Annotated in this window: 12 protein-coding genes; 8 read left to right on the forward strand and 4 right to left on the reverse strand. The window is 66.3% G+C overall.

The genetic code is table 11. The annotated features are described in order from the left end of the window. Positions 1 to 2: 2 nt before the first annotated feature. The 3 genes from QCE73_RS07195 to QCE73_RS07205 are packed head-to-tail and all read left to right on the forward strand — an operon-like array spanning position 3 to position 5,292. The gene (locus QCE73_RS07195; RefSeq protein ID WP_309880422.1) at positions 3 to 2,261 is read left to right on the forward strand and encodes a SulP family inorganic anion transporter; all 2,259 of its coding nucleotides are present in this window, start codon (positions 3 to 5) and stop codon (positions 2,259 to 2,261) included. Next, positions 2,258 to 4,486, forward strand: a complete 2,229-nt coding sequence (locus QCE73_RS07200) for an adenylate/guanylate cyclase domain-containing protein (RefSeq protein ID WP_309880424.1) — start codon at positions 2,258 to 2,260, stop codon at positions 4,484 to 4,486. The genes QCE73_RS07195 and QCE73_RS07200 overlap by 4 nt, the downstream gene beginning before the upstream one ends. Then, on the forward strand, positions 4,483 to 5,292 hold the full coding sequence (locus QCE73_RS07205) for a 3',5'-cyclic-nucleotide phosphodiesterase (RefSeq protein ID WP_309880425.1): 810 nt from the start codon (positions 4,483 to 4,485) through the stop codon (positions 5,290 to 5,292). The genes QCE73_RS07200 and QCE73_RS07205 overlap by 4 nt, the downstream gene beginning before the upstream one ends. 23 nt (positions 5,293 to 5,315) lie before the next feature. Here QCE73_RS07205 and tehA read toward each other — a convergent pair whose 3' ends face one another. Together tehA and QCE73_RS07215 are read right to left on the reverse strand one after the other, a co-directional pair. Beyond that, positions 5,316 to 6,347 (reverse strand): dicarboxylate transporter/tellurite-resistance protein TehA, encoded by a 1,032-nt coding sequence (tehA, locus tag QCE73_RS07210; RefSeq protein WP_309880427.1) that lies wholly within the window; start codon positions 6,345 to 6,347, stop codon positions 5,316 to 5,318. Positions 6,348 to 6,451: 104 nt separating this feature from the next. Next, positions 6,452 to 6,721 (reverse strand): hypothetical protein, encoded by a 270-nt coding sequence (locus QCE73_RS07215; protein WP_187604718.1) that lies wholly within the window; start codon positions 6,719 to 6,721, stop codon positions 6,452 to 6,454. A gap of 165 nt (positions 6,722 to 6,886) precedes the next feature. Here QCE73_RS07215 and QCE73_RS07220 point away from each other — a divergent pair, with 165 nt between their 5' ends. After that, positions 6,887 to 7,318 carry a diacylglycerol kinase gene (locus tag QCE73_RS07220; RefSeq protein WP_309880429.1) on the forward strand — a complete coding sequence of 144 codons (432 nt, stop codon included), beginning with the start codon at positions 6,887 to 6,889 and terminating at the stop codon, positions 7,316 to 7,318. A gap of 6 nt (positions 7,319 to 7,324) precedes the next feature. Here the strand turns inward: QCE73_RS07220 and QCE73_RS07225 are convergent, their stop codons facing one another. Continuing rightward, positions 7,325 to 8,299, reverse strand: coding sequence for an alpha/beta hydrolase (locus QCE73_RS07225; RefSeq protein ID WP_309880431.1), 975 nt, complete (start codon positions 8,297 to 8,299; stop codon positions 7,325 to 7,327). 110 nt (positions 8,300 to 8,409) lie between these two features. Between QCE73_RS07225 and QCE73_RS07230 the strand changes: the two genes are divergently transcribed. Next, a complete protein-coding gene (locus QCE73_RS07230; protein WP_035498595.1) occupies positions 8,410 to 8,733 on the forward strand; it encodes a hypothetical protein in 324 nt (107 codons plus the stop codon). Between the two features lie 7 nt (positions 8,734 to 8,740). Here the strand turns inward: QCE73_RS07230 and QCE73_RS07235 are convergent, their stop codons facing one another. Further along, entirely contained in the window at positions 8,741 to 10,216 is a 1,476-nt protein-coding gene (locus tag QCE73_RS07235) for an NCS1 family nucleobase:cation symporter-1 (RefSeq protein ID WP_309880433.1), read from the reverse strand. 165 nt (positions 10,217 to 10,381) lie between these two features. Here QCE73_RS07235 and QCE73_RS07240 point away from each other — a divergent pair, with 165 nt between their 5' ends. From QCE73_RS07240 to QCE73_RS07250, 3 genes are all read left to right on the forward strand, one after another. Next, positions 10,382 to 10,552, forward strand: a complete 171-nt coding sequence (locus tag QCE73_RS07240) for a hypothetical protein (RefSeq protein ID WP_187604713.1) — start codon at positions 10,382 to 10,384, stop codon at positions 10,550 to 10,552. A 95-nt stretch (positions 10,553 to 10,647) separates the two neighbouring features. Continuing rightward, positions 10,648 to 11,559 (forward strand): YihY/virulence factor BrkB family protein, encoded by a 912-nt coding sequence (locus tag QCE73_RS07245; RefSeq protein WP_051626666.1) that lies wholly within the window; start codon positions 10,648 to 10,650, stop codon positions 11,557 to 11,559. Between the two features lie 44 nt (positions 11,560 to 11,603). Beyond that, positions 11,604 to 12,494, forward strand: coding sequence for a DMT family transporter (locus tag QCE73_RS07250; RefSeq protein WP_309880436.1), 891 nt, complete (start codon positions 11,604 to 11,606; stop codon positions 12,492 to 12,494). Positions 12,495 to 12,904 lie beyond the last annotated feature (410 nt).

A 12,904-nucleotide genomic window follows, 5' to 3' on the forward strand; every position in this document is an offset into this window, starting at 1 on the left:
CGATGAGCGAGAACACGAGCCGCGACGCGAAACTCATGCGCGCATCGCCGGGCGCGGGCGCATCGAGCGTTCACGCGGCCATCGCGGCGTTCGGCGTCGATGCTCTCGCGGGCGTCCTGACCGCGCTGCTCGCGCTCGCCTATGCCGCCGGTTACGGCGCGACGATCTTCTCGGCCGGCCTCACGCCGTGGCTCTCCGCCGGCATGCCGACCGCGCTTTTGAGCTGCGTGATCGTCGCGTTCGTGGTCGCGCTGACTAGCTCGGTGCCGTTCATGATCGCGGGCCCCGATTCGAACGCCACCGCGCTGCTCGCGGGCATGGCCTCGTCCGTCGCGCTGTCGGTGCATGCCGCGGGCGGCGACGATGACGCCGTGCTCGCCACCGTGCTGCTGCTGATCGCGGTGTCGTCGCTGACGACGGGCGCGCTGCTCTTCGCGCTCGCGCACTGGAAACGCGGCAACGCGATCCAGTACATCCCGTTTCCGGTGATCGGCGGCTTTCTCGCGGGCACCGGCCTCTTGCTGCTCGAAGGCGCGCTGCGCGTGCTCACCGACGCGCCCGTCGGCGCCGCGACGCCGCGGCTCGTCATGGCGCTGCCTTGGCTCGCGAGCGTGCCCGCGCTCGTGGTGGGCGTCGGGCTGCTCGTGCTCACGCGCATCACGCCGCTGTCGCGTTACGTGATCGTGTTGCCGTCGATGATCGCGCTCGGCATCGCGATCTTCTACGGCGGGCTGCACGGCTCCGGCAAGACGCTGGAAGACGCGCGCCGCATGGGCCTGCTGTTTCATTACGAGTCGATCACCGGCATGCGCCTGCCGTTCGCGCTGCTGCACGACGCCTGGCTGCCGACGCTCGTCTCGCGCGCGCCCGAGATTCTCGCCGTCGCCGCGGTCTCGTCGATGACCGTGTTGCTCAACACGACGAGCATCGGCGTGACGGCCTCGCGCGATGTCGACTTCAATCGCGAGATGCGCGTGGCGGGCATCGCGAACGTGCTGACCGGGCTCGCGGGCGGACTCGTCGGCGCGCAGTCGATGACGCGCACGGTCACCAACTGGCGTCTGGGCGTCCGAGGCCGGCGCGCGGGCGTGCTCGCGGCGCTGTTCTGCCTCATCGTGGTCGCGCGCTTTCCGAGCCTGATGGCGCTGTTGCCGAAGCCCGTGCTCGTCGGGCTGCAGATTTTCATCGGCGCGGCGATGCTCAACGAATGGCTCATCAACTCGTTTCGGCGCCTGCCGTGGCACGACTATCTGCTGATTCCCGCGATCATGGTGATCATCGAGGCGTATGGGATCGTCGCGGGCGTGCTGCTCGGCGTGATCGCCGCGTGCCTGCTGTTCGTGGTGCGCTATGGCCGCGTGAACTGCTTTCGCCTGGAGTTCGACGGGCGCGGGCGGCGCTCGAACGTCGAGCGCACCGTGGACGAAAGCCGCGCGCTCGATGGCGAGGCCCGCGCGCTCTACGGCGTCGCGTTGCAGGGCTTTCTGTTCTTCGGCACCGCGTATTCGATACTCACGCATATCCGCGCGCGCCTCGAAACGAGCGCCGACGCCTCCGACGCGCGCCCGAACGTGCGCTTCGTGCTCGTCGATTTCGCCCGCGTGCATGGCGTCGATGCGTCGAGCACGGCGAGCTTCGTGCGGCTGCGCCAGGCGTGCGCGCGCGCCAACGCGCAACTCGTGCTGACCGGCCTTTCGCCGGCGCTGAAGGCGTGGTTCGCCAAAGGCATCACAGATACGAAAGGCGCGAGCGGCCCGCATGAATTCGCCGATCTCGACAACGGCCTCGAATGGATCGAAACGCAGATGCTGCGCGCGCTGAAGCCGTCGCAGGCGACGCGCGCGGGCGGGTTCGCATCGACCTTGCCCGACACGCTCGACGCGCTGCGCCCGCATCTCGACACGCTCGCGCTCGCGCCCGGCGAGTACGTGTTCCGCCAGGCCGATCCGGGCGATTCGATCTACTTCGTCGAAACCGGACGCGTGACGGTGGCGCTCGCCGTCGGCGAAGGACGCACGTTGCGGCTGCGCAGCTTCGGCGCGGGCACGATCGTCGGCGAGATGGCCGTGTACACCGGCGCGCGGCGCAGCGCGGATGTCGTCGCCGATGAGCCGACCGTCGTGCTGCGTCTCGCGCTCTCCACGCTTAAGCGGCTGGAAAGCGACGATCCCGCGCTCGCCGCGCGCATGCACAAGTTCGTCGCGCGCGTGCTGGCGGCGCGGCTCGTCGCCGCGAACGAGCAGATCCGGGCCGCGCAATGAGCGCGCGCGAGCCGCTCGCGTTCGTGCTGAGACGCTCGGGCGCGCGCTGGGCGCTGGGGCTCGCCGTCGTCGTCGTGCTCGCGGGGCATGCGCTCGCGCGCTACGACATCCGCTTCATCGATTCCCTGTCCGCGATGATCTACGACGCCAAGGTGCGCCTCTTCATGCCGCGCACGACCGACGCGCGCATCGCGATCCTCGATATCGACGAGAAAAGCCTCGCGGAACTCGGCCGCTGGCCGTGGGATCGCGCACGCATGGCGACGCTCGTCGATACGCTGTTTTCGCGCGAGCGCATCGCCGTGCTCGGCTTCGACATGGTGTTCGCGGAACCCGACGCGAGCTCGGGCCTCGCCGTGCTCGATGAACTCGCGCACGGCGCGCTCGCCGATAACGCCGCTTACCGGCAGGCGCTCGATCGACTCGCGCCGCGCCTGAACTACGACCAGCGCTTCGCCGATGCCCTCGCGGGCCATCCCGTCGTGCTCGGCTATTACTTCTCGAATCAGGATGCGTCGAGCGGCGCGATTCCAGCGCCGCTGATGAGCGAGCGCGCGTTCGGCACGCATCCGCTCACGCTCTTCGACTGGACGAGCTATGGCGGCAACCTCCCCGCGCTGCAAAACGCGGCGCGGCGCGCGGGTTATTTCAATCCGGTGATCGACTTCGACGGCTCCGTGCGCCGCGTGCCGCTCGTCACCGCGTTTCGCGACGGCGTGTATGGCGCGCTCTCGCTCGAAGTGTTCCGCGCGCTGTTCGGCGACGCGTCGGTCACACCCGTTTTCGACGATCCGACCGATCCTGCCGCGCCGCTTTCGGGCCTCGCGCTCGCGACGCCGCGCGGCACACGCGTCATTCCCGTCGATGAGAACGGCGCGGCGCTCGTCCCGTATCGCGGCACGACCGGCAGCTTCCCGTACTACTCCATCGCCGACGTGCTCGCGCAGCGCATTCCGGCGGGCGCGCTCGCGGGCAAGATCGCGCTCATCGGCACCACGGCGCCGGGCCTGATGGATCAGCGCACGACGCCCGTCGGCGAGGTGTATCCGGGCGTCGAGGTGAACGCGAACCTGATCGGCGGCATGCTCGACGGCACGATCCGCTTCGAGCCGCCGTTCGCGGCCGCGTTGCAGGCGTCGCTGCTCGTGCTCGCCGGTCTCGCGATGATCTTTCTGTGGCCGTGGCACATCCCCGCGCGCGCGACGTTCTTCAGCGCGATGCTGTTCGCGGCAATCGTCGCGGCGGATCTCGTCGCGTTCGCGCGGCTCGGCTGGTCGATTCCGGTGGCGTCGCTGCTGCTCACGGTGCTCGCGCTCTACGTGCTCAACATGTCCTACGGCTATTTCGTCGAGGCGCGCGCGAAGCGTTATTTCGCCGCGCTCTTCGGCCAATACGTGCCGCCGGAACTCGTCGAGGAGATGAGCCGCCATCCCGAGGACTACAGCATGGCGGGCCGTCGCGCGGAACTGACCGTGCTCTTCTGCGACGTGCTCGGCTTCACCGCCATCGCCGAGACGCTGGAGCCGGAAGCGCTCGCGCAACTGATGAACGAGTATCTCGGCACGATGACCGAAGTGATCCGCGCGCATCGCGGCACGCTCGACAAGTACATGGGCGATGCGATCATGGGCTTCTGGGGCGCGCCCGTCGACGATCCGGATCATGCGCGCAATGCGGTCGCCGCGGCGCTCGGCATGCGCGAGGCGCTCATCGAACTGAACCGCACGCTCACCACGCGCGGCTGGCCGACCTTGTGGATCGGCATCGGCATCAATACGGGGCCGATGACGGTCGGCGACATGGGCTCGTCCGTGCGCAAGGCGTACACGGTGATGGGCGATGCGGTGAACGTCGCGGCGCGGCTCGAAGGACTCACGCGGCGCTTCGACATCGACATCATCGTCGGCGAGGCGACGCGCGAACGGGTGCCGGATGTCGTGTTCCGCGAGATCGACCGCGTGCGCGTGAAGGGACGCGTCGCGCCGATCGCGGTGTTCGAGCCGCGGCCGCCGCACGAACACGCCGATGCGCTCGCGCGCTGGCACGCGGCGCTCGGGCACTATCGCGCGCGCGAGTGGGATGAGGCGGAAACGCTACTCGCGACGCTCGCGGCGCAGTATCCTGAGCGGCAGGTGTATGCGATCTATCGCAAGCGCATCGATGCGCTGCGCGGCGTCGCGTTGCCCGAGGACTGGGATTGCGTAAGCGCATTCGATACGAAATGAACCATCAGGCGGGGCGCATCATGAATGTTCGGGTACTCGGCTGTAGCGGCGCGATCAGCACTGGCCCGGACGCGGCGGACGATCCCGGCGGCACGACCGCGCTGCTCGTCGATGACGACATCCTGATCGATGCCGGCACGGGTGTCGCCGTGCTCACCGACGATGAACTCGCGCGCATCGATCATGTGTTTCTCACGCATTCGCATCTGGATCACATCGCGTATCTGCCGCTCATGATCGACGCCGTGGGAGAAGCGCGCCTCGGGCCGCTGACCGTCCACGCGAGCCGCGCGACGCTCGACATCCTGCAGGCGCATATCTTCAACAATCTGATCTGGCCGGACTTCACGCGGATTCCATCGCCGGATGCGCCGGGGGTGCGCTTCGAAGCGCTGGAGACCGGCGAGCGCGTGACGCTGAACGGGCGCACCGTGATGGCGTTGCCCGCGCGGCATACGGTGCCGGCGGTGGGCTTTGCCGTGTGCGGCGCGACCGCGTGCCTCGCCTTCAGCGGGGACACGACGACCAATCCCGAGTTCTGGGCGGCGGTTTGCGCGTTGCCCGGATTGCGTCATGTGATCGTCGAGACCGCGTTTCCCGATGCGCAGATCGCGCTGGCGCATGCGGCGCATCACTATTGTCCGAGGCTCATCGCGGATGACGTGCGCGGCGTCGAGCTGAAGGCGGAGTTGCTGATTTCGCATCTGAAACCGCCGCACGGCGCGCAGATTCTGGATGAACTGCGCGCCGCGTTGCCGGGGATTTCGTTGCGTGCGTTGCGTTCGGGCGAAGTGTTGATCTTGTGATGTTCCGCCGATGCTGCATGGCTTCAGCGTGAGCCCGCTGCCGCACGGCGTTCGATGGAGAGTACGTTGTCCTTCGGCGCTGTCACGTTCACGACCGGCAGCAGCTTGCCTCGCACGATCGCCCGCACCGTTCCCGCGATCATCAGACCGATCACCACGTTCGCCAGGACGAAGGCCACCGGCGCGATCCACGCCATCGGTCCGGTGGCGCCGCGTTCGAGCATCCGGATCGCCATCGTCGGCAACGCTGCCGCGCCAAAGCTGAATGCCCAGTACGAAGGCGTGAAGGTACTTTGACGAATCCACGGGATGAGACGCGCCAGCATCAGCGCCTGATAGAGGCCATAGCCGAGCATCATGTAGGCGAAGGTGTCCGGCACGCCATGCGTGATCGCGAGATACGACACACCGCCGACGACTGGCGGCGCGAGCTGAATGCCGAGGCTCGGGCGCAACGCTTCGGGCAGCGGCTCATGCACGGCCGCGCGATGCAGCACGATCGATTCGATAGCGAGCCACGAGAACACCCCCGCGCCGAAGAACAACATGCCGAGTTGCGTGAAGCCGAGACCGGCCGCCGCCGTTGCCGCGACGAAGCTCGGCGCGACCGTCGGCAGGTAGATTGCGGGCGTGGTGAATTCGGGCTTGCGTCCGCCTTGCCAGAATCGCCCTTGCAGATACACGCCGAGCGCGAGCGAACTCACTACGCCGATCACGAAGAGCGCAATGGCAAGCTCGCGCGAATACGTCTGCACGGCTTGCGCGGCGAGCATCATCGATACCGGGACGAGCGCCGCGAACGAAGACTGCACCGGATGACGCATCTCGGCGATGGCCGCGTCGCGTTCGACGAGCCACTTGCGCCCATAGGCGACAAGGACCGCGAGCCACACGACGAGCGCGATCGCCGTCAGCAGCACGGGGACCGCTTCGGGAATCGTCCATACGCGTGCCGCCGCGCGCCATGCGCCCGCGAGGGCGAGCGCACCGACGCCGATGCCGAAGAACGCCACCGGCATCGGTGCATATTTGTTCGTACCATTACCGTTATCCATTTTGCCCTTCTCCATGAATCGTTGTGTCGTTGGAGAAAGGTTAATGGCGACGGCCTTCCGCGCGAATGTCGCAGCGTCTCGTTGCGCTGCTCGCGCGTCTCAAATCATTCACCGCCGCGCAGCTTCACCGCGATGTCGTGCCAGTCCTGCACCGCGTGTTTCAACTCGCGGCACAGTCTAGGGTCGAGCGCATCGAGACGTGACCACAGGTTATCGAGCGACTTTTCGCGGGCCTCGAACACGGCCGCCGCGGCAAGCTTGCTCGCACCGGACAGACGCGCTTCGGCATCGACACATTCCATGTACAGATGCGCGAGATGCGGATCGGCGAGTTCGACAGAACGCAGATGAACAGCGGTAAAGCGTGACTTCATGATGTTTCCCCGGCTCTCTTCTAGTTATCGACGCGAGTGCTTGCGCCTCACGACTGCGGGAAGTATGAAGGTCCGTCGAATCTCCTGACAAGCCAATTCATCGCCGCTTCGTGCGGTATGAATCGGCAAACGTTTTCGTGTCGGCAGCGCGGTAATATTGCCGTCATGAACCGCTCGACAAGTTCTTCATCCACATCCGCGCAAAGTCCGCACGTCAAGCGGCGCGGCCTCTTGCGCGCCGTGTTCGCGCTGCGTCATTCGTGGGCGGGCATCGTCGCGACATGGCGCGGGGAAAGCGCGTTTCGCCAGGAAGTGTGCCTCGCGATTCCGCTTCTGTTGATCGCCGCGGCAGTCGTCGTGAGCGCCGCCGAGCGCGTGTTGCTCGCGGGATCGGTGCTGCTCGTGCTGCTCGTCGAACTCCTCAACTCGAGCATCGAAGCGGCCATCGATCGCATCTCGCTCGAACGTCACGAGCTTTCCGGACGGGCGAAGGATTGCGGCAGCGCCGCCGTCATGATCGCGCTCGTGATCGCCGCGATGACCTGGGGCGTGATCTGCGGCCCGCTCGCATGGCGCTGGCTGCGCGCGCATCTATAAGGCGAGTCACTTCGATACGAACGCATCGATATGCCGCGCTAACTCGATCGGATACTGGAACATCAGCGCGTGTCCCGCGTCCGCGACCACATCGAGCGTCGCGCGCGGAATCATCCGTTCGAGACGGCGCGCGTTGGCATCGGCGAGGACATCGTCGTTCGCACCCGGGATGATCAACGTGCGCACCGGCGAGCGGCGCAACAGATCGGCGGCGGCGGAATCCGCGAACCACTGCGTCATCGCCCTATTCTGCTGATCCGCGACCGCATCGGGTACGGGCCGGCCCTTGTAGCCGCGCGGCGCGAACATGTCGCCGACGAAACACTTCGACGCATCCGCGACGGCGTCGGCGGGAAAGAGCACGGCCATGATCCTGGGAAACGCGTCCGCGCCCGAACTCGACAGCACCTGCTGCACCTCGGGCGTCAATGGCACCGCTTCCGGACCCGGCGGCGCGGTCGCGATCAGCGTGAGCGATTCGACCTTCTCGCGCGCATCGAGCGCGAGCTGCTGCGCGATCATGCCGCCCATCGACCAGCCGACCACGTCCACGCGCGCGAGCTTCAGACCCGCGATGACATCGGCGGCATCGGCGGCCATGTCGCGGATGCCGTAGCCGGGGCCGTAATGCCCCGCCATCGGCGTCGAGCGTCCTACGCCGCGATTGTCGAACACGATGACCTCATGATGCTTCGCGAGCGCGCCGAGAAAATACGCGTTCCATTCGCCGAGCGTCGCGCGATAGCCCGTGATGAGCAGAAGCGGCGTGCCTTGCCCGAAGCGCGCATAGCCGATCGGCCCGTTCCTGCCCTGCACGGTTTTCACCTGCACGGCGGCGTTCCGGTCGGGGCGCGCGCTCTGCAAGCCGCAAAGCTGGCTCGTGCCGAACGAGACATCGTCGGCGAACGCGTGCGACGCTATCGATAACACTGCGACGGCGAAGCACGACGACACGACGCGGGCGAGCGGCATGGGTTTCATCGGCACTCCAGGCGGAATAAAAAAACGCGACGCGCGTCACGACAGCGGGGAATAATAGGCGGCGGATCGTGCGCCTTCAACAAGAGCTTAAGAAAAAGGAGTTCAAGCAGATGAATCGACTTTTCCGCTCGTGCCTGCCTGTCGCTGCCTCGCTGGCGCTCGCCGCGTGCAGCACGCCCGTCGAATTCTCGGCGAGCGCGAACCCGCCCTCGTGGAACGATGCCGGTCCCGATGCCGATTTCAGCGGCATGGACAATTCGATGTCCGCATGCAAGGCCGCCGCGAAGAAAGCGGGCGCGGGCCGCTGCACGCAGGTGCGCGCCTACGAGTCGTGCATGAAGGACAAGGGCTACATCACCGTGCTCGGCCCGGAGAATCCGCCGAACTGCGGCCAGCCCGAATGGGAGCAGGACGTGCGCAAGTGGCTCAAATAAAGCCGCGCTATTTTCGATTCGCCATGCGCATCAGCACGACGTAGAGCAGCGCGCCCGCGGCCGCGCCGATCAGCCAGCCGAGATTGTTGGGCGGCAGGAGCTTGAGCATTTGCGTCGACAGCTCCCAGCCGACCGAGATCGCGCCCGACACGAGGAGCGCCGCGAGCCCGACCTTGTTCCAGCCACCGTCGTAGTAGAAGCGTCCGCCGGGCTGCATCGTGTAGAGGTCGGCGGTCTTCACCTGCTGGCGCTTCACGAGGTAGTAATCGGCCATCATCACGCCGTACATCGGCGCGAGCACGGCGCCGAACACGGACACGAAAATCGTGATCGCCTTCGGGCTGTCGACGAAGATCCATGGGCACACGATCACCGCGAGAATCGACGCGATCAGTCCGCCCTTCTTGAAGTCCACATGCTTCGGGAAAAGATTGGCGATGTCATACGCGGGCGACACGAAGTTCGCGACGATATTGATGCCCATCGTCGCGATCACGAACGTGATGCTGCCGATCGCCACCCACACCTTGTTCTCGATGCGCGAGACGATCTCGACCGGGTCCATGATCATCGTGCCGAACACCTTCTCGCTGCCCGCCGTGACGATCACCGTGATGATCGCAAACGCAACGAAGTTGAACGGCAAGCCGAGAAAATTGCCGATCTTCATTTGCCGCTCGCTCTTCGCGAAGCGCGAGAAGTCGCCGAAGTTCAGGAGCAGCGCGGCGAAGTAGCTCACGACGAGCAGGGTCGCGTTGATCATCGCGTGCAGTTGCTCGTCGCCCGACAGCACCTTGCCCGACAGCGTGAGATTCAAGCTGCCGAGACCCGCGCGATACAGGATCCAGCCCATCAGCACGAACATCACGACATACACCGCCGGCCCGCAGAAATCGATGAACTTGCGGATGATCTCCATGCCGCGCTGAAAGATGATGAGCTGCAGCAGCCACATGAAAAGAAAGCTCACCCAGCCGAGCATGTCGAGCCGCAGGAAGCTCGTATCGCGCCACGCGGCGACCGACGGCACGAACAGAAGCAGGAGCGTCGCGACGGCCTTCGACGCGAAATACGTCTGCACCCCGTACCACACGATGCCGACCACGCCGCGGATCAGCGCGGCGAGATTCGCGCCCATCACGCCCATCGAGACGCGCGCCATCACGGGAAACGGAATGCCGTGCCTGAGACTCGGCTTGCCGACCCAGTTCATCAGCACATACACGATGAGAATGCCGATGGTCAGCGCGAGCAGCACCTGCCAGCCGGAGATGCCGAGCAGAAAGAGGCTCGCCGCGAAGGTATAGCCGCCGACGCTGTGCACATCGGACATCCACATCGCGAAGATGCTGTAGCCGTTCCAGGTCCGCTTCGCCCGCGGCACGGGCGCGAGATCGTGGTTGTAGAGGCGTTCGTCGGCGTCGACGATTTCGGCGTCGGCGCCGAGCGCGTCGGCGGCGGAGGTTGCGTGGGATGCGGCCATGATGTCCTCCTGTGCCTTCGACGGGCGCGTGTTATGAACCTAGGTTAATCCATCCAAAAGCGGAAGGTGAAACTGGAATGCGCGCTGCGCCGCCGCACATTAAAGTCCGGCCGTGCGGCTGCCGTTATGTGAACCATGAGAAAACGACGCCTTAATTCCCGCGACATGAACGACGCCTTCGCCGCCGCAGCCGAGGCGCTCGCGCTTTTCTGCCGACTGCGCAACGTCGACGCGACCGAGTTGCCCGCGTGCGAAGTGGATATCCTGCTCGATCTCGCGTTCGAGGAAGCCGCTCAGCAGGCCGCCGCGCGCAGCGAGGCGCGTCGCCCCGGCTGACCTTGCCGCTTCCGACTTCCGCCGGGCGCGTGCGCGCACGGGAGCGATCCTTGCTCGTCGGAACAAGATGGGCAGCATCGCGCCGCGGAGGTCCCATGTCGAAGATTCTCGGTCCTGTGCTGGGCCCTCAGGTGAGAAGCGTCGCGCGCCATCCGTTCGGCTTCGCGATGCGGACCATCCGGGCGTTCCGTGCGAACCAGGGCCTGCTGCTCGCGGGCGCGGTGGCGTATTACGCGCTCCTGTCGATCGTTCCGTTGCTGATCCTGATCGTGATCGTGCTGTCGAAATTCATCGGTCAGCAGGAACTGCTCGAAACCCTCGCGCATCTGCTCGAATGGCTCGTGCCCGGCCAGGCGCGCGCCGTCGTGCGCGAACTCGCCAACTTTCTCGCGCATCGCGCGGTGCTCGGCTGGCTGCTGCTCGTCACGATGATCTTCTTCAGCTCGCTCGCGTTCACCGTGCTGGAGAACGCGATGTCGGTGATCTTCGTGCATCGCGTCGCGATCCGGCGGCGGCACTTTCTGCTCTCGGCGCTCCTGCCTTACTGCTACATCCTCTTTCTCGGCGTCGGCATGCTGATCGTCACGCTCGTGTCGAACGGCCTTCAGGCGATGGGCAGCAACAGCGTGGATCTGCTCGGCGTCGAGGTGTCGCTCAAGGGCGTGTCGCGGCTCCTGCTCTATCTGCTCGGCGTGGCGGGCGAGATTTTCGTGCTCACGTCGATCTATCTCGTGATGCCGGTCGGCAGGCCGTCGCTGCGGCTCGCGCTGCTCGGCAGCGTGACGGCGGCCGTGCTGTGGGAAATCACGCGCCACGTGCTCGTGTGGTACTTCGCGACGCTCTCGCAGGTGAGCGTCGTGTACGGCTCGCTGACGACGTCGATCGTCGTGCTGTTCAGCCTCGAAGCGCTCGCCACGCTGCTGCTCTTCGGCGCGCAGGTGATCTCCGAATTCGAGCGCTTCGGCAGCGAAGGCGATGCGCCGCCGCAGCCTTTCACCACCGGCTGACGCGACTGCGCTAGAGTGAGGCGCCCTCGTCCATCGCGCTGCCGATGTCCAAGTCCGATTCCGATGCTTCATCCGCGAGCGCGTCGCACGGCGCGCGCATCGCGATGCTTACCGTCATCGCGATGCTCGCCTTCGCCGGCAACTCGCTGTTGTGCCGTCTCGCGCTCAAAGGCACGCAGATCGACGCGGCGAGCTTCACGCTCGTGCGCATCGCGTCGGCGGCGCTCGTGCTGTGGGTGATGCTGCACGCGCGCATCAGCCATGCTCGCGCCGATACGCGCCGCGCCGGGAACTGGGTATCGGCGCTCGCGCTGACCGTCTACGCGGCGCCGTTCTCCTATGCCTACGTGCGGCTCGCGGCGGGCACCGGCGCGCTGCTCCTCTTCGGCGCGGTCCAGGCGACGATGATCGGCTACGGCATCGCGATCGGCGAACGTCTCGCCGCGATGCAATGGCTCGGCCTGCTGCTCGCGCTCGCCGGACTCGTGTGGCTCGTGCTGCCGGGCCTCGCCGCGCCTGATCCGTTTTCGTCGGCGCTGATGATCGCGGCGGGCATCGGCTGGGGCGTCTACTCGCTGCGCGGACGCGGCCGGTCCGACCCCGTCGCCGAAACGGCCGGCAACTTCATGCGCGCGCTGCCCTTCGCGCTCGCCGTGTCGGCGCTCGCATGGCCGTTCGCGAGCTTCGACGCCCCGGGCCTCGCGTATGCCGCCGCATCGGGCGCGCTGACCTCGGCGCTCGGCTATGTCATCTGGTACGCGGCGCTGAAAGGTCTGAAGCCCGCGACGGCCGCCACGGTGCAACTGAGCGTGCCCGTGATCGCGGCGGCGGGCGGCGTGCTTTTGCTGGGCGAGCCGCTGACCGCGCGGCTCGCCGCAAGCGCGGTGGCGATCCTCGGCGGCATCGCGCTCGTCGTATCGGCGAAACGGCGCTGACGGAGTGTGGCGCGCGCTCCACATTCGAAATCTCGCCGCGCGCGTATGTGCGCGACCTCACATACGCGCGGGAACTTCCTCTGAAGAATGATGCATGCACCGTTCATCAAATCGGGGCTGGAATGAAGAATGCTGCAATAGTGGCCGAACTTGCTTCGCCGTCGCGTCGTGCGATTCGGTGAAATCACCGCGCACCGGTCCGTCCGGCCCCGCCAGCGCCCATTTCGCCGAGCATCGAACGCGCTAATCCGCGTCTTCGCTCCCGCGCCTCATCGCCGCCCCTAATTGTGGCGGTATGTGGCGCGAGTTACATTGTTTGGCAAAAATTGGCCCGGCAGTGCAGGCTGAACCGGCATTCGGCTGTCACGTTCGACGTCGCCGCGACGCGTTCATCGTCCAAATGACGGGAC

Source organism: Caballeronia sp. LZ029, from assembly GCF_031451275.1.
In the GTDB taxonomy this organism is placed as follows: domain Bacteria; phylum Pseudomonadota; class Gammaproteobacteria; order Burkholderiales; family Burkholderiaceae; genus Caballeronia; species Caballeronia jiangsuensis.